Here is a 15390-nt window from a genome sequence, read left to right on the forward strand (position 1 = left end):
ACGCTCCGCCTTCGGACCCCTCCGCGCTCGACGCTGCGGTCCGGCGACTGATCGCGGCTGGTGCGATCGGGAGGAACGGATCACCCGGTTCTGTCGGTGACGGAACCAACGTGGCTGGTTACGCATGGGTCGTGGTGACCAGTGCGACGGCCGTGACGGTCCTGGCGGGACGCGTCGCGGGCCTCCCGGCCGGGGTGCGCGTCGCCGCGGTCGGCGAGCCGACCGCCCGTGCCGCGCGCGCTGCGGGCTGGGTCGTCGACCTGGTGCCGACCGAGACGTCCGCCGCCGGACTGGTGCAGGAGCTGCCGGACACCGACGGCACCGTGCTGTTCCCCCGCTCCGAGATCGCGGCACCCACGCTCGTCGACGGCCTGCGTGCCCGCGGCATCGACGTGGACGACGTGGTCGCGTACCGTACCGTGGGGACCGGCGACGAGCCGATCACCTTCGACACGGCGCCCGCTGCGGTGCTCGTGACGAGCGGCAGCGTCGCCCGCGAGATCGCCCGCCGGATGACCCCGCTCGACCCCCGCACCACCGTGGCCTGCATCGGCCCCGGGACCGCAACCGACGCACGTGCCGCCGGCCTGCCCGTGCACGCCGTCGCACACGACCGGTCCGCAGAAGCCCTGCTCGACGCCGTCGTCGCGGCACTGAACCCCACCACCCCCCACCAGGAAGGTCACCCGTGACTGGACGCTTCCCCCAGGTCCGCCCCCGTCGGCTCCGCGCCACCCCTGCGATGCGACGACTCGTGGCCGAGACCCGGCTCCACCCCGCCGAGCTCGTGCTGCCGATGTTCATCCGCGAAGGCGCGACCGACGCCGTGGACATCTCGAGCATGCCGGGTGTGCAGCAGCACTCCCTCGATTCGTTCCGCCGTGCGCTGGTCGACGCCGCGTCGGTCGGTGTGGGTGGCGTGAACCTGTTCGCCGTGCCGACCACGAAGGACGCCGACGGCTCCGGTGCGACCGATCCGGACGGCATCCTCAACGTGGCGATCCGCGTGGCTCGGCAAGAGGTGGGGGACGCCCTCGTGGTGCAGTCCGACCTGTGCCTCGACGAGTTCACCGACCACGGGCACTGCGGCGTGCTGGCCGCCGACGGCTCCGTCGACAACGACGCCACGTTGCTGCGCTACCGCGACATGGCGGTCGCGCAGGCCGAGGCCGGTGCCGAGCTCGTCTGCATGAGCGGCATGATGGACGGCCAGATCGCCGCCGCACGTGACGCCCTCGACGGTGCCGGGCACAGCGGCACCGCGCTGCTCGCCTACGCCGCGAAGTACGCCTCGGCGTTCTACGGTCCCTTCCGTGAGGCGGTGTCGTCGTCGCTCGTCGGTGACCGTCGGACCTACCAGATCGACGCCGCGAACGGTCGTCAGGGCCTGCGCGAGGTCGCACTCGACGTCGACGAGGGTGCCGACATCGTGATGGTGAAGCCCGCGATGAGCTACCTCGACGTGCTCGCCGAGACCGCGGCGACCTCGCCGGTCCCGGTCTGGGCGTACCAGATCTCGGGCGAGTACGCGATGATCACCGCAGCAGCGCAGAACGGCTGGATCGACCGCGACGCAGCCGCGATGGAGTCGCTCGTCGGCATCAAGCGCGCCGGTGCCGACGCGATCCTGACCTACTTCGCCGTCGACATCGCGCGGAAGCTCAACGAGGAAGCGGGCCTCCGCACCTCGGGCAGCACCGCCGACGTCGCCGGCATCGCCTCGACCGGGAAGGCCCCCGAATGACCACGAACGACCAGCTCTTCGGCCGCGCCAAGAACGCGATCCCCGGTGGCGTGAACTCCCCGGTCCGCGCCTACGGGTCGGTCGGCGGCACCCCGCGCTTCCTGGTGTCCGCGAAGGGCGCCTACGTCACCGACGCCGAGGGTCGCGAGTACGTCGACCTCGTCGCGTCGTGGGGGCCAGCGATCCTCGGGCACGCCCACCCCGGCACGGTCGAGGCCGTGCAGCAGGCCGCCGCGCGCGGACTGTCGTTCGGGGCGTCGACCCCGGGCGAGACCGAGCTGGCCGAACTCGTGAAGCAGCGGGTGTCGGTGGACGGCGACGGCCCCATCGAGAAGCTCCGCATGGTGTCGACCGGCACCGAGGCCACGATGACCGCGATCCGACTGGCCCGCGGGTACACCGGCCGCGACCTGCTCGTGAAGTTCGCCGGGCACTACCACGGCCACTCGGACTCCCTGCTGGCCGAGGCCGGTTCGGGTGTCGCGACCCTGGCCATGCCGGGCAGCGCGGGCATCACCGCCGAGACCGCCGCGCAGACCCTCGTGCTGCCGTACAACGACCTCGACGCCGTCCGCCGGGCCTTCGACGAGCACTCCGAGCGGATCGCCGCCGTGATCGTCGAGTCGGCCGCCGCGAACATGGGCGTCCTGGCTCCCGAGCGCGGCTTCAACCGGGCACTGGCGCAGATCACGCAGGCGCACGGGGCGCTGCTCATCGTCGACGAGGTCCTGACCGGGTTCCGGGTCGGAGCTGCAGGCTGGTGGGGCCTCGAGGCGTCCAAGGTCGTGCCGGACGGCGCCGGGTGGAAGCCCGACCTCATCACGTTCGGCAAGGTCATCGGTGGTGGCATGCCCCTCGCCGCCCTCGGTGGTCGGCGCGAGGTCATGGACTTCCTCGCCCCGCTCGGGCCGGTGTACCAGGCGGGCACGCTCTCCGGCAACCCGCTCGCGGTCGCTGCCGGTACCGCCACGCTCCGCGCCGCGACGGCCGAGGTGTACGAGCACCTCGACCGCACGGCGTCGACCATCGCGACCGCCACGAGCCAGGCACTGTCGGCCGCGGGCGTCGCCCACACCGTGCAGCACGCCGGCAACCTGTTCTCGTTCGCGTTCACCGAGCAGGCACCCCGCAACTACGACGACGTGCGGGCACAGGACGTGTTCCGCTACGCGCCGTTCTTCCACGCGATGCTCGACGCCGGGGTGACCCTGCCGCCGAGCGTGTTCGAGGCGTGGTTCGTAACCGCCGCCCACGACGACCGCGCCGTCGGACGGATCCTGGACGCCCTGCCCGCGGCCGCGAGGGCTGCTGCCGCCGCGACCGCGTGACGGGCGCGGGGGCTGCTGCCGCCGCGACCGCGTGACGGGCCGCGGGACTCAGGAGCAGTCGGCCTTGGTGAAGGTCGTGTCGACGGTCTTCGACGAGCCCTCGAACTTGTAGGTGTACCGCATGTCGACGTCCTCGTCGAGGAGCTTCTTCGTCTCGCTGTTCGAGCAGAGGTTCGGCCCGACGGCGTCGCGGATGGCACCTTCGGTGATCGAGGCCGGGTCGACGTTCGCCGACACCGTGTAGTCGTAGTGGATCGCGGCGCCCTCGGCCTCGATCCCGGTCCACGTCGTGACGGAGTCGACCTGCTTCGGCAGGTCGCTCTGCTCGCGGATCTGCTCGACCGCCTTCGAGACCTTCTCCTCGGTGGAGTCGCTGAAGGCCGCGTTCAGGCCCTGGCGGACGAGGAACGCCACCACGACGGCGACGACGACGCCGAGCACCGAGATCAGGACGCGCTTGCCGCGGGACGAGGACTTGGGCGGGGGCGCGTACGGTGCGGCACCGGCCGGGGCTGCCTGGGCGTACGGCTGCTGGGCCTGCGGCTGACCGGTGTACGGCTGCTGCTGGTACTGCTGGCCGGCGGGGGGTTGCTGCTGGTACTGCGGCGGCTGCTGCGCGGACGGCTGGCCGTCGGGCTGGGGCGGCCCGGCGGGCTGCTGCGGGTACTGCTGGCCGTTCGGCTGGCCGGTGTTCGGCTGGCCGTCGTTCGGCTGCGGCTCGGACCCCGGGAAGGGCGGCGGCGTGTTCGTCATGGTTCCCCCTGGTGACGGTCAGCGGCGTGACACCGTGGTGCGGTGCCGGGTCCCTCCCCGACACGGGCCGCGGACACGGAACGCCCATTCAAGCACGCGTCAGGCGGATCGGCGTGCGGCCCAGCGCCCCTCGGCCCGCAGGATCGCGAGCGGGAAGTCGAACGCGTGCGACACCGCCGACGACGTGATGACCTGGTCCGAGGTGCCCTGGGCCACCGCGGCGCCGTCGCGCAGGAGCATCGCGTGCGACGTCGAGGCCGGCAGGTCCTCCAGGTGGTGGGTCACCATGACGCTGCCGAGGCCCGGGTGCCGGTGCCGCAGGGCGTCGACGGTCTCGAGCAGGTGCTCCCGGGCGGCGACGTCCAACCCGGTCGCGGGCTCGTCGAGCAGGAGCAGCTGGGGCTCGGACATCAGGGCCCGGGCGATGAGGGCGCGGCCCCGCTCGCCCTGCGACAGCACCGGCCACCGGGCGTCCCGTCGCGCCGTGAGCCCCACGTCGGCGACGTGCTGCTCGGCCAGGGCGACCTGTTCGGCCGAGGGTTCCCACCGCATCATGAGGTCCGTCGTGCCGGTCAGGCCGGTCAGCACCGTCTCGAGGACGGTGAGCGGCGACAGCATGCGGTGTCGGGGGTCGACGTGGCCGATGTGCTGACGGAGTTCGCGGACGTCGACGCGTCCGAGTCGGCGACCGAGGACCTCGACCGTGCCCGCGGTGGGGTGTCCGGTCGCGCCGAGGACGGCGAGCAGGGTGGACTTGCCGGCACCGTTCGGTCCGAGCAGCGCCCAGTGCTCGCCGCGGCGGACGGTCAGGTCGATGTCGTGCAGCAGGTCGCGGCCGGAGCGCGTGACGCGGACCCCGGTGGCGTGGATCAGGACGTCGTCGCGCGCGTCGGTCATGACCCCATCGTGCCCCACCGCGCCGTGACGTCGTCCACGTGGGCTCGTGCGACGTCGACGAACCGGCGGGCAGCGGCTCGGGCGGTCTCGACGTCGCCGCTGCCGGCGGCCGCGTCGAGCGTGAGCCAGAGCGCTTCTGCGTCCCACTGCCGGAACGCGGGTGCCTCGGGCAACGCGTAGGCGAGCCGGGCCATCGCGAGGCGCAGGGCCTCACGCACCCAGCGGTTGCCGGACTGTTCGGACAGGAAGCGTGTGACCGCGAACGAACTCTCCGTGTACCGGTGATCGCGCACCTGGCCGTCCGCGCGTGCCCGTGCGACGAGCGTGCGGAACTCCTCGAGCGCGGGGCCCCGCAGGCCGGGCAGGACGTGGACGGCGCCGTGGGTGAAGACGCCGGTGAGCAGCTCCATCGTGTCGCGCCAGGTTGCGAGCGACGGTTGCCCGACGCGGTACCGGCCGTCGTCGTCGTCGACGAGCCCCAGGTCGTGCAGCCAGCGCAGTGCTCCGTGCACCTGCTCGGGTGTGGCACCGGTCCGTGTCACGAGGTCCTCGAGCCGATGTGTGGACCCCACCGCCAACGCGCCGGAGCGGACGTCTCGCAGCAGGGTACGGCCGACCGGACCGACGCGGTCTTCGGTGGTGTCGTCCGCCGGGCGGTGCGTCCGCGGGATCCCGACGTTCCGCCGGTGGACCTCGAACAGCCCGTCCATGACCTCGGCCGCCGCCGTCGCCACGGCCGGGTCACCGGACTCCACCGCGCGGGACGTGGTGGCGAACCAGGTGTGCACCTCGTGGACCGACCAGAGCTGCGTCGGGACCCGGGCCCACCGCATCCGCTCGAACGCACGCAGGCCCAGGCTGCGCACCAGGGTGTTCGGGGAGTGCTCGAACCAGAACTGGCAGGCGGCGGAGAACACCGTCGGGTACTCCGGCAACCGGAGTGCCGCAGTGGTGCGAGCCCGCGCGACCCGGCGGTCGAGTTCGGCGTGGAGCTGAGGGGTGAGCGCCGGGATGGTCGCGCGGAGGGCCGGGCCGACCAGCGCGACCCAGAAGTCGAGCGTGTCCGAGAGGTCGGCGTCGGACAGTTCGTCGTACCACCACGAGCCGTCCGGGCGCCGGGACAGGATGCCGAGGTCCTCGAGGCGAGCCGCCGCTGCACGGACCCGGCCGCGAGGCGTGCCCCACTCCCACCCCAGTGCGTCGAGGTCGACGGGCACCGGTCCACGCGGGCCGGTGCGGACGTGGGCGAGCAGGGACGCGTAGGCGTCGTCGTTCGCCGCCGCCCAGGGGTCGGCGTCACCCCACTCGCCGACGACCACGGGTCAGCCGCGGTCGGCGCGGACCGCCTCGATGTGCTGTTCGAAGTTGCGGGTGAGGGCTCGACCGGCCTCGGCGGCCCCTTCACCGTCACGCTCGGTGAGGGCCTCGCGCAGGATCGAGAAGAACGCCTCGGATCCGTACTGCTCGAACGGCGGCGTCGGGTTGAGCGTGAAGCGGACCCGCTCCATGGCACCCACGGCCGCGTTCTGCACCAGGGGGTTGCCGGAGTGCTCGACGGCGAACTCGATGATCTCGGTGAGGGCGCCGCTGAAGCCGTAGTCCCGCACCTTGCGCATGCGGTCGGCCTTGTCGAGCAACGCGGTGAGGGCTTCGACGTCCTCGTCGCTGTACTCGGGGACGCCCCAGCGCAGGCTGAGCTCGAAGAACCCTGCGGTCGCGCGGGTCGCGGTGACCCAGTCGTCGAAGGTGGGCGTGGCGACGCGGGTGTACCGGTTCGCCTCCATCTCGACCAGGCCGATGTCGACGAGCTTCGCGATCGCCTCACGGATCGGGGTGCGACTCACACCCAGCCACTGGACCAGCTCGTCGTCGTTCAGGCGCTCGCCGTGCTGCAGCGTGCCGTCACGGAGCGCCGCGAGCATCTTGTCGTAGACGACGTCGCGCAGGAGCTTCCGGGGAGAGCTCTCCACGGTGGACTTGGGGACCGGCATGTCATCTCCTCGAGGACGAAATCGACACTCGAAATCCTAGCGTGCCAATATGCAAACGTTTGCTAAAAAACGCCGGGATTCAGCCCGCAACGGCGACCACGGTGCGACCGTGCACCCGCCCTGCGACCACCTCGGCGCCGACCGTGATCGCCTGCTCGAGCGTGACGGTGCGGGTGACGTCGGCCAGCAGCGCCGCGTCGAGGTCGGTCGCCAGCCGGTCCCACGCTCGACGGCGGAGCTCCGGTGGGGCGTCGACGGAGTTGATGCCGAGCAACGAGACCGACCGCAGGATGAACGGCAGCACGGTCGTCGGCAGCGCGGAGTCCTGCGCCAGCCCGCAGGCCGTCACCGCGCCACCCCACCGGGTCGAGGCCAGCACGTTCGCCAGGGTGGCCCCGCCGACGCTGTCCACCGCTCCGGCCCACGTGGCACGCTGCATCGGCTTGCCCGGCTCGGACAGTGTGCCGCGTTCGATGACCTCGGTGGCACCGAGCCGGCGGAGCGAGTCCGTGTTGGCCGAGCGACCCGTCGACGCCGTCACCCGGTACCCGCGGGCCGCGAGCAGGGCGATCGCCACGGTGCCGACCCCGCCGGACGCGCCGGTCACGAGCACCGGCCCGTCGTCCGGCGCGACGAAGCGCTCGAGCGCCAGCACGCTGAGCATCGCGGTGAACCCCGCCGTGCCGATGGCCGCCGCGAACGAGTCGTCGATCGTCTCGGGCAGCACGACGAGCGATCCGGACGGCACGACCGCCTGCGCCGCCCAGCCCCCGTGCCTGCTCTCACCCAGGCCGGCACCGTTCAGCACCACCCGGTCGCCGATCGCCACCTCGTGCACGCCGGGACCGAGCCCGGACACCGTGCCCACGACGTCGATCCCCGGAACGAGCGGGTCGAGCCGAGCGACACCGGGGTTCCGCGCCAGGGCCAGCCCGTCCTTGTAGTTGACGCTCGAGTACGTGACGTCGACCAGGACCTCGCCCTCGGCCGGATCCGGCAGGTCGACGTCGGTGACGGTGGGCGGGGTTGCACTGGACACGAGGACGGCGCGGGTCATGCGCCGGACGCTACCCCCCTCCCTCGCAGGCTCGGTCGGCGCGCCTGGCATGCCGCTGGCGCGTCATCGCCGAGCCGGTCGCGCCCGGCGGTCTGCCCGCTCTTTCCCAGAACGTGCGCGATGGCTGGTGGGATCGGGCGTACCGGGGCGGAACAACCGACGGGGTACGCCCGATTCGACCAGGTGCGCCCGAAACAGCCCCCAGCCCCCAGCCCGGCCCAGCCCGCTCAGCCGAACATGATGGCGGCCTCGTCGAAGCGCGCCTGCGGCACCGTCTTGAGCTCGCCGAGCGCCTCCTCGAACGAGACGTGCTCGATCTCGGTGCCCCGGAGCGCCACCATCCGGCCCCAGCGCTCCTCGACCACGGAGTCGATCGCCGCCAGGCCGAGCCGGGTCGACAGCACCCGGTCGTACGCCGTCGGCGTGCCGCCGCGCTGGATGTGCCCCAGGGTCGTGGCCCGCGTCTCGATGCCCGTCATCTCCTCGATGAGCGGCGCGAGGCGCTCGCCGATGCCACCGAGCCGCGGGCGCCCGAAGGCGTCGAGGCCACGCTCGGTGTGCGCGGTGTCCTCGTGGTCGGGGACGAAGCCCTCGGCCACCACCACGAGCGGGGCACGACCGCGGTCGTAGGCGGCCCGCACCCACTTCGCGATCTGTTCCATGCTCGTCTTCTGCTCGGGGATGAGGATCGCGTGCGCGCCCGCTGCCATGCCGGAGTGCAGCGCGATCCAGCCCACGTGCCGGCCCATCACCTCGGCGACCATGCAGCGCGAGTGCGACTCGCCCGTGGTGCGCAGGCGGTCCATGGCCTCGGTCGCGATGGCGACGGCGGTGTCGAAGCCGAACGTGTAGTCGGTCGCACCCAGGTCGTTGTCGACGGTCTTCGGCACGCCAACGATCTTCAGCCCGGCGTCGGTGAGGCGCTTCGCGGCGGCCAGGGTGCCCTCGCCGCCGATCGCGACGATGGCGTCGATGCCGTGCTTCTCGAGCATCCGCTCGATGTTCTCGACCCCGCCGTTGGGGCCCTCGAACGGGTTCGTGCGGCTGGTGCCGAGGATGGTGCCGCCCTGCTTCGCGATGCCCTGGATGTCCTTGCGGCCGAGCGGGACGATGTCGCCGTCGACCACGCCGCGCCACCCGTCGCGGAAGCCGACGAAGTCGTGGCCGTAGATGGCGATGCCCTTGAGGACGATCGCGCGGATGACCGCGTTCAGGCCGGGGCAGTCGCCTCCGGAGGTGAGGATGCCGATGCGCATGGTGAACTCCGTCGTCGGGTGGTGGGGATCACTGCCCATCATGACTGACGGTGGTTCAGCATTACCATCCCCGTGTGTCCCTGCTCGCTTCCGCCGCCGCCGTCGACGACGCTGGTGCGTCCGGTGACGCGTCGCGCGTCGACACGGTGTACCGGCCTGGAGGCGCGGTGGACGTCGCGTCGACCCTGCGGCCCCTGCAGCGCGGCTCCGGCGACCCGGCCTTCCAGGTGGCCGGCGGTGTCGTGTGGCTCGCGCTGCAGACGCCCTCCGGCCCCGCTTCCGTCGCGATCCGGCGGGCCGGCGACACCATCGCGGTCTCGGCGTGGGGGAGCGGAGCGCCCTGGGCCGTTTCCCACGCTCCTGAGCTGCTCGGTCGCGGCGACGACTGGTCGTCGTTCGACGTCTCCGGCAACGGGTTCCTGGCCGCGGCACGACACCGGCAGCCCGGGCTCCGGCTGCTCCGCACGAACACCGTCGTCGCGATGCTCGTGCCGGCGATCATGGAGCAAAAGGTGACCTCGCGTCAGGCGCGGGGCGCGTGGCGGTACCTGCTCCGTCGGCACGGCACCCCGGCGCCCGGCCCGGCACCCGCGGGCATGATGGTGCCGCCCGACGCCCGGACGTGGGCTCGGATCCCGAGCTGGGAGTGGCACCGGGCCGGCATCGAACCGGGGCGCTCGGCGACCGTGATGCGCGCCGTGCAGCTCGCGCCGGCACTCGAGCGGACCCTGGCGCACGGCCGCGGCGGCGAGGCCGTGTCCACGAAGCTGCAGTCGATCCCCGGGGTCGGCCGGTGGACCGCCGCCGAGACGGCGCAGCGATCCCACGGCGACCCGGACGCACCGAGCGTGGGGGACTTCCACGTGCCGGCGCTCGTCGGGTGGGCGCTGACCGGTTCGCCGGTCGACGACGACGGGATGCTCGAGCTGCTCGAGCCCTGGCGCGGGCACCGGGAGCGCATCGTGCGCCTGATCGCCGGCTCGGGGTTCCGGAAGCCGTCGTTCGGGCCGCGGATCACGATCCAGGACCACCGCGGCCACTGAGCGGTCGTCCGCAGAACACCGGTGTTCGCGCGTCGCACACCGGCACGCGCGTGTTCGGAGCGTGAACACCGGTGTCTCGCAGGGTGTCAGGGGTGGCGGGCGCCCTCGCCCGCCAGGACGGCGCGGTAGCCCTCGCGGAACGTCGGGTACTGCGGCGTCCACCCCGTCGACCGGAGCAGCGCGTTCGACAGGCGCTTGTCGCCGCCGGCCTGCCGTGCATCGCCGTCGCCGGTCGACGGCTCGGCGACGTGGAGCTCGTCGGCCAGGAACCGCAGCACGTCGTCCAGCCGGCTCGGCTCGTCGTCGGTACCCAGGTAGAGCGGTGCCGGGTCGGGCAGCGCCGCCAGGTGCACGAGTGCGGCGGCAGCGTCGTCGCGGTGGATGCGGTTCGTGTGCGGTGAGGTGCCCGGCGCCAGTCGCGCGGACCCGGACCGGACCTGGTCGATGAGTCGCTCGCGGCCGGGGCCGTAGACGCCCGACAGTCGGACCAGCACGGCGCCGGGAGCCCGTTCGCGCAGCAGGACCTCGGCCTCGACCAGGACCTCGGCGGTCGGGGTCGCACCTCGCGCCGGGGTCTCCTCGGTGACCTCGCTGCCGTCGTCGACGTCGTAGACCGCGGTCGAGGACACGACGAGCACCCGGGGGTCGGCGTCCGAGGCGTCGATGCCGTCGAGCACGTTGCGCAGACCGTCGACGTAGGTCGCGCGGTACTCGTCGACGTCGCGGCTGCCGGCGGCGAAGGCCACGACGACGACGCTCGTGTCGGCGGGGATCTCGGGGACCTCGTGGCGCAGGTCGACGCTCCGGCCGGTGATCGGCGCGGGGACCAGCTCGGCGCGGCGGCGGAGTCCGATCACGCGGTGGCCCTGGTCGGCGAAGCGCAGGCCGGCTTCGGTCCCGAGGTCGCCGCATCCGGCGATGACGACTGTCGTGGAGTTCTGCACGGCTCGACACTGGCACGGCCGGTTGGTGGAAGGCGGGGAGGCGCGCACATCACGGATCACTAGGGTCGGCGCATGGGGCGGCAGCGGCGACGGGTGGTGCGTGACGTGGCGATCGCCGTGCCCCCGTTCGTCGAGATCGCGCTCGTCGTCGCCGGCTCGATCGTCTCCGTCGGAGCCGTGGGGGAGAGCGCTGCGTCGTGGGCGCCGTTGTCGTGGCCGCTGTACGCCGTGCTCGGGACGTTCCCGTTCGCGGTCGGCGCGCTCGTCGCTGCGGTGCGGCTCCGCGGACTCGAAGCCAGGACGCCGGCGATCTGCTTCGCTGCCCTGTCGGTGGCCGTGGGTGCCATCCCCTTCGTCGGGATGCTGAGCGTCTTCGTACAGTTCTGGAGCATCTCGCCTAGATGAGAACGGTTATCGTCTAGATGACCCTCATCCGCACTGCACTCAGGAGCTCCATGTCCGCTCGACCTCCACGTCTACTCCCGGCACTCGTCATCGCGGGGCTCGTCCCGCTCGTCGCCACCGCGATCGCCGTCCCCGCCTCGGCTGCACCCACCGTGACCCGGACCGCCCACCACAGCTGGCTCGTCACGGCCGACCCGACCGCGAAGCGCGTGTACGTCAACGACGCCGTGACCGGCAGGCGGACCGCCACCCTGAGCGGGATCGAGTTCGGCACCCACGCGGGCTCGGTGCAGCTCGGCCACGGGCAGATCGCGTTCATGGACGAGTCGAAGCCGCAGCTCGACGTCCTGGCCATCGGCCCCCGCGGTACGGCCCGCATCGCGCAGCACTACGCGATCCCGAACGGCGACGGCCGGTGGGAGCGCGCCGGCTGGCTGTCCACCGACACGGCGCGGCGTCACCTGGCGGTCGGGTCCGACTTCGACGGCTCCGAGCGCCAGCGGGTCACGGTGATCGACCTGCGGCGGAAGACGGAGCACACCGCTCGGATTGACACCTCGGCCGTGCAGCTCGCCACGACGGGCAAGCGCGGCACCGAAGAGGTCGAGACGTTCCTGGTCGGCAGCCCCCTGCGCCTGGTGGTCACCGCGGGCGGACGACTCGACGCCTACTCCGTGTCCGCGATCATGCAGGGTGCGACCCACCCGCGCCCCGTCGCGACCACGCCCCTCGGCGCCTACCCGCACGGCCCGATCGTCAACGCCACCGGGACGGTGATCGGCTCCGACCTGGCCGCCGGCGTGCAGATCGTCCGGGTGACACGGACCGGCTTCACGGGCTCCCGGTCCGTCGCCTACCCGAAGCCGAGCGTGCAGAGCTACCGGCCCCGCATGGCACCGGACGGCACGACCGTGGTCGGCACCCAGGCCGGCACCACGGCCGCGGGGACCCCGTGGAACGCCGTCCCCGCCTACCTGACCACCTCGTCGACGTCGTCGGGAAGGATCAGCAGCGTCGACCTCGGCACCGGTTCCTTCACCCGGGTCGCCGTGACCGCGCGGTTCGCCGCCGTCGCGTTGACGTCGGGCACCGGAGACTCGCTCGTCCTGGTGCGCAAGCAGGCCGACGGTGTCTACTCCGGCCGGACGACCTCGGTCGCGCTCACGCCGCTGCGCAAGGGCCCCGTCGCCGGACAGCCCGCCACCGGGGCGTCGGTGCGGTTCACCGCCGCGACCGACGACGGCCGCAGTGTGTTCGTGACGCGGGGCGACGAGGGGAAGATCACCCAGATCGACACCGCCGGTGCGACGCCGTCGGTGCTCCGCACCATCACGCTGCCCACGGCGCTCGCCGGGGGTGGGTACATGACGACGGTCGACTCGACGATGAGCCCGTACGACCTCAGCGGTCGCTGACCGACAGTCGCTGACCGGCCGCCGACCGCCCCACGGGGTGGTCGGCGGCTAGGGTCCTGGTGTGATCGTCTGGTTGAACGGAACACACGGGGCGGGCAAGACCACGACGAGCCGACTGCTCCAGCCGCTGCTGCCCGGCTCGCGGGTCCTCGACGCCGAGAAGGTCGGCGAGGTGCTGATGGACGTCACGCCGGGGCTGCCGGCCAGTGACAACTTCCAGCACTGGGACCCGTGGCGGCCGCTCGTGGTCGAGACCGCCCGCCGGGTGCACGACTACGTGGGCGGACCGCTCATCATGCCGATGACGGTCCTGGTCGAGGCCTACTGGCGCGAGATCGCCGCGGGACTCGCCGCCCACGGCATCCCGGTCCGGCACTTCGTGCTGCACGTCGACGAGCCGACGCTCCGCGACCGGATCCAGCACGACCCGATCGTGGGCCCGTCGACGTTCCGGTTCGCGTACGTCGACGCCTACGCAGATGCGGCGCGCGGCTGGCTGCACGCCGAGGCCGAGGTCATCGACGCGACCGACACCCCGGCCAGCGAGGTCGCCCGCGCCGTCGCGGACGCGGTGACGTCAGAGCGCTGGCCGGCGGTGACGTCAGAGCGCTGACCGGCGGTGACGTCAGAGCGCTGACAGCACGAGCTCCCGGATGCCGGGGCGCTCCGGCTGCCCGTGGTCGACCAGCACCGCCCGCATCCCGGCCGCCCTGGCACCGACCACGTCGCGCTCGGGGTCGTCGCCCACGAAGAGACAGTCCGCCGGGTCCACGCCGAGCTCCCGCGCCAGGGTTCCGAACGCGCGGACGTCCGGCTTCTGGAACCCGATGCGTTCCGAGGTGCAGACGACGTCGAACGCGTCGGCCAGCCCGGTCCGTGCGAGCTTGTCGCGTTGCTGGGTCTCCGTGCCGTTCGTCAGGAGCCCGAGGCGGTGTCCGTGCTCGCGCAGCTCGTGCAGCAGCGGCAGGCTCTCGGGGAAGAGCCGCCATGCCTCCCGGTACGCACCCGAGTAGTCGTCGAACACCGCGTCCAGGCCGGCGTCGTCCTCGGGGACCACGACACCCAGCGGCGGCAGGACCGTGCGGAGCCGTGCGCGTCGCTGTTCCTGGAAGCTGATCGCCCCGGACCGCCAACGCTCGAACTGCTCGTCCTCGGCCGTGAACCAGTCGCGGAGGACCGCCTCCGTGGCCTCGACGCCGAAGCCCTGCAGGAACCGGGTCACGCCTGCCCGAGCCGACCCGTGGTGGTCGAACAGCGTGCCGTCCAGGTCGAAGCCGATCGCTCGCGGAGTCCCCACGTGCCCAGGCTAGGGCCGCTCCCGGTCCGTGCGGACCCTGCGAGGTGAACAGCTGCGGACCCCCGCGAGGTGAACAGCACTGTCCGCCGCACGCAGCCCCGGGGTTCGCCACCGCCCGGATCATGCCGGAGACTGGTCCGGGCCACTCACGAAGCGGCCCGCCCCACCACCAGCAAGGAAGGCTCCGCATGCCCGAGCTCCCCGTCGTGTTCGAAGTCGGCTCGATGATCGCCCTGGTCGCGATCCTGCTCGCCGACCTGCTCATCGTCGCGCGTCGCCCGCACGTGCCGACGCTGCGCGAATCCGGCATCTGGGTGGGCGTCTACGTCGGGCTGGCGCTGGTCTTCGCGGTGCTGATGCTGGTCTTCGCCGGCGGCGACTCGGCCGGGCAGTTCCTGGCGGGCTGGCTGACCGAGTACAGCCTGAGCATCGACAACCTGTTCGTGTTCGTCATCATCATGGCGCGCTTCTCGGTGCCGAAGAAGATCCAGCAAGAGGTGCTGCTGCTTGGCATCATCATCGCGCTCGTGCTCCGCGGGATCTTCATCCTGGTCGGCGCGCAGCTCATCGAGAACTTCTCGTGGATCTTCTACATCTTCGGTGCCTGGCTGATCTGGACGGCGATCCAGCAGCTCCGCGGCGAGGACGAGGACGACCAGAAGGACAGCTTCATCGTCCGGCTGCTGCGCCGCCGGGTCCGCCTCACCGACACGTTCGACGGCATGAAGTTCCGCACCCACCACGACGGCGTCCGGCACTTCACGCCGCTGCTCGTCGTGCTCATCGCGATCGGCACCACCGACCTGCTGTTCGCGCTCGACTCGATCCCGGCGATCTTCGGCATCACCGAGAGTCCCTTCATCGTGTTCACCGCGAACGTCTTCGCCCTGATGGGCCTGCGCCAGCTGTACTTCCTGCTCGGCGGCCTGCTCGAGCGCCTGGTCTACCTGAAGTACGGCATCGCCGTGATCCTGGCCTTCATCGGTGTGAAGCTCGTCCTGCACGCGCTGCACGACAACGAGCTGCCGTTCCTGAACGGCGGCCACCACATCGAGTGGGCACCGGAGATCAACACGTGGGTGTCCCTGCTCGTGATCGTCGCCGCGATGGCCGTGTCCACGCTGGCGAGCCTCGTGCGCATGCGCGGCGAGACCCCCGCGACCGACGACGGCGCAGCCGAGATCGACCAGGACCGAGCCGACCAGGACCCCGCCCGGACCTCCGACTGAAAACCCGTTTGAACGATCCGCTCCGCTCCCT

The 15390-nt window shown here is 72.2% G+C and carries 16 protein-coding genes; 8 read left to right on the plus strand and 8 right to left on the minus strand.

Annotated elements, in window-relative coordinates:
- The first annotated feature begins 110 nt into the window (after positions 1-110).
- Genes ACL00U_RS00500 through hemL form a run of 3 tightly spaced genes read left to right on the plus strand, consistent with a single transcriptional unit; the run spans position 111 to position 3072 of the window.
- Complete coding sequence (locus tag ACL00U_RS00500) at positions 111-692, plus strand: uroporphyrinogen-III synthase (protein WP_235517691.1); 582 nt, start codon at positions 111-113, stop codon at positions 690-692.
- Entirely contained in the window at positions 689-1744 is a 1056-nt protein-coding gene (gene hemB / locus ACL00U_RS00505) for a porphobilinogen synthase (protein WP_081612315.1), read from the plus strand. The genes ACL00U_RS00500 and hemB overlap by 4 nt, the downstream gene beginning before the upstream one ends.
- Positions 1741-3072 carry a glutamate-1-semialdehyde 2,1-aminomutase gene (gene hemL / locus ACL00U_RS00510; RefSeq protein ID WP_071249881.1) on the plus strand — a complete coding sequence of 444 codons (1332 nt, stop codon included), beginning with the start codon at positions 1741-1743 and terminating at the stop codon, positions 3070-3072. Before hemB ends, hemL begins: the two co-directional genes overlap by 4 nt.
- Before the next feature lie 48 nt (positions 3073-3120).
- Here hemL and ACL00U_RS00515 read toward each other — a convergent pair whose 3' ends face one another.
- From ACL00U_RS00515 to ACL00U_RS00540, 6 genes are all read right to left on the minus strand, one after another.
- A complete protein-coding gene (locus ACL00U_RS00515) occupies positions 3121-3825 on the minus strand; it encodes a hypothetical protein (protein WP_194589866.1) in 705 nt (234 codons plus the stop codon).
- A 99-nt stretch (positions 3826-3924) separates the two neighbouring features.
- Entirely contained in the window at positions 3925-4722 is a 798-nt protein-coding gene (locus ACL00U_RS00520) for an ABC transporter ATP-binding protein (RefSeq protein ID WP_017887717.1), read from the minus strand.
- Positions 4719-6041, minus strand: a complete 1323-nt coding sequence (locus ACL00U_RS00525) for a hypothetical protein (protein WP_214585270.1) — start codon at positions 6039-6041, stop codon at positions 4719-4721. The genes ACL00U_RS00520 and ACL00U_RS00525 overlap by 4 nt, the downstream gene beginning before the upstream one ends.
- A gap of 3 nt (positions 6042-6044) precedes the next feature.
- Positions 6045-6713 (minus strand): GntR family transcriptional regulator, encoded by a 669-nt coding sequence (locus tag ACL00U_RS00530; RefSeq protein ID WP_017887715.1) that lies wholly within the window; start codon positions 6711-6713, stop codon positions 6045-6047.
- A gap of 79 nt (positions 6714-6792) precedes the next feature.
- Entirely contained in the window at positions 6793-7770 is a 978-nt protein-coding gene (locus ACL00U_RS00535) for an MDR family oxidoreductase (RefSeq protein WP_042537980.1), read from the minus strand.
- Between the two features lie 227 nt (positions 7771-7997).
- A complete protein-coding gene (locus tag ACL00U_RS00540; protein ID WP_031260061.1) occupies positions 7998-9026 on the minus strand; it encodes a 6-phosphofructokinase in 1029 nt (342 codons plus the stop codon).
- 74 nt (positions 9027-9100) lie between these two features.
- On the opposite strand from ACL00U_RS00540, the gene ACL00U_RS00545 reads away from it, so the two are divergent.
- Positions 9101-10069, plus strand: coding sequence for a DNA-3-methyladenine glycosylase family protein (locus ACL00U_RS00545; protein ID WP_412873700.1), 969 nt, complete (start codon positions 9101-9103; stop codon positions 10067-10069).
- Between the two features lie 86 nt (positions 10070-10155).
- Here the strand turns inward: ACL00U_RS00545 and ACL00U_RS00550 are convergent, their stop codons facing one another.
- Positions 10156-11013, minus strand: coding sequence for an NAD-dependent epimerase/dehydratase family protein (locus ACL00U_RS00550; protein ID WP_412873701.1), 858 nt, complete (start codon positions 11011-11013; stop codon positions 10156-10158).
- Positions 11014-11085: 72 nt separating this feature from the next.
- Between ACL00U_RS00550 and ACL00U_RS00555 the strand changes: the two genes are divergently transcribed.
- The 3 genes from ACL00U_RS00555 (at position 11086) to ACL00U_RS00565 (ending at position 13446) form a co-directional block, all read left to right on the plus strand.
- Entirely contained in the window at positions 11086-11418 is a 333-nt protein-coding gene (locus ACL00U_RS00555; RefSeq protein ID WP_412873702.1) for a hypothetical protein, read from the plus strand.
- Positions 11419-11468: 50 nt separating this feature from the next.
- Positions 11469-12833 carry a hypothetical protein gene (locus ACL00U_RS00560; RefSeq protein WP_412873703.1) on the plus strand — a complete coding sequence of 455 codons (1365 nt, stop codon included), beginning with the start codon at positions 11469-11471 and terminating at the stop codon, positions 12831-12833.
- Between the two features lie 61 nt (positions 12834-12894).
- Positions 12895-13446, plus strand: a complete 552-nt coding sequence (locus ACL00U_RS00565) for an AAA family ATPase (protein ID WP_412873704.1) — start codon at positions 12895-12897, stop codon at positions 13444-13446.
- 12 nt (positions 13447-13458) lie between these two features.
- Here ACL00U_RS00565 and ACL00U_RS00570 read toward each other — a convergent pair whose 3' ends face one another.
- Entirely contained in the window at positions 13459-14130 is a 672-nt protein-coding gene (locus ACL00U_RS00570) for an HAD family hydrolase (protein ID WP_259576446.1), read from the minus strand.
- 188 nt (positions 14131-14318) lie between these two features.
- On the opposite strand from ACL00U_RS00570, the gene ACL00U_RS00575 reads away from it, so the two are divergent.
- Positions 14319-15359 (plus strand): TerC family protein, encoded by a 1041-nt coding sequence (locus tag ACL00U_RS00575; RefSeq protein ID WP_017887707.1) that lies wholly within the window; start codon positions 14319-14321, stop codon positions 15357-15359.
- The last annotated feature ends 31 nt before the right edge of the window (positions 15360-15390 follow it).

This window comes from Curtobacterium poinsettiae (assembly GCF_047226435.1).
Taxonomy (GTDB): Bacteria; Actinomycetota; Actinomycetes; order Actinomycetales; family Microbacteriaceae; genus Curtobacterium; species Curtobacterium poinsettiae.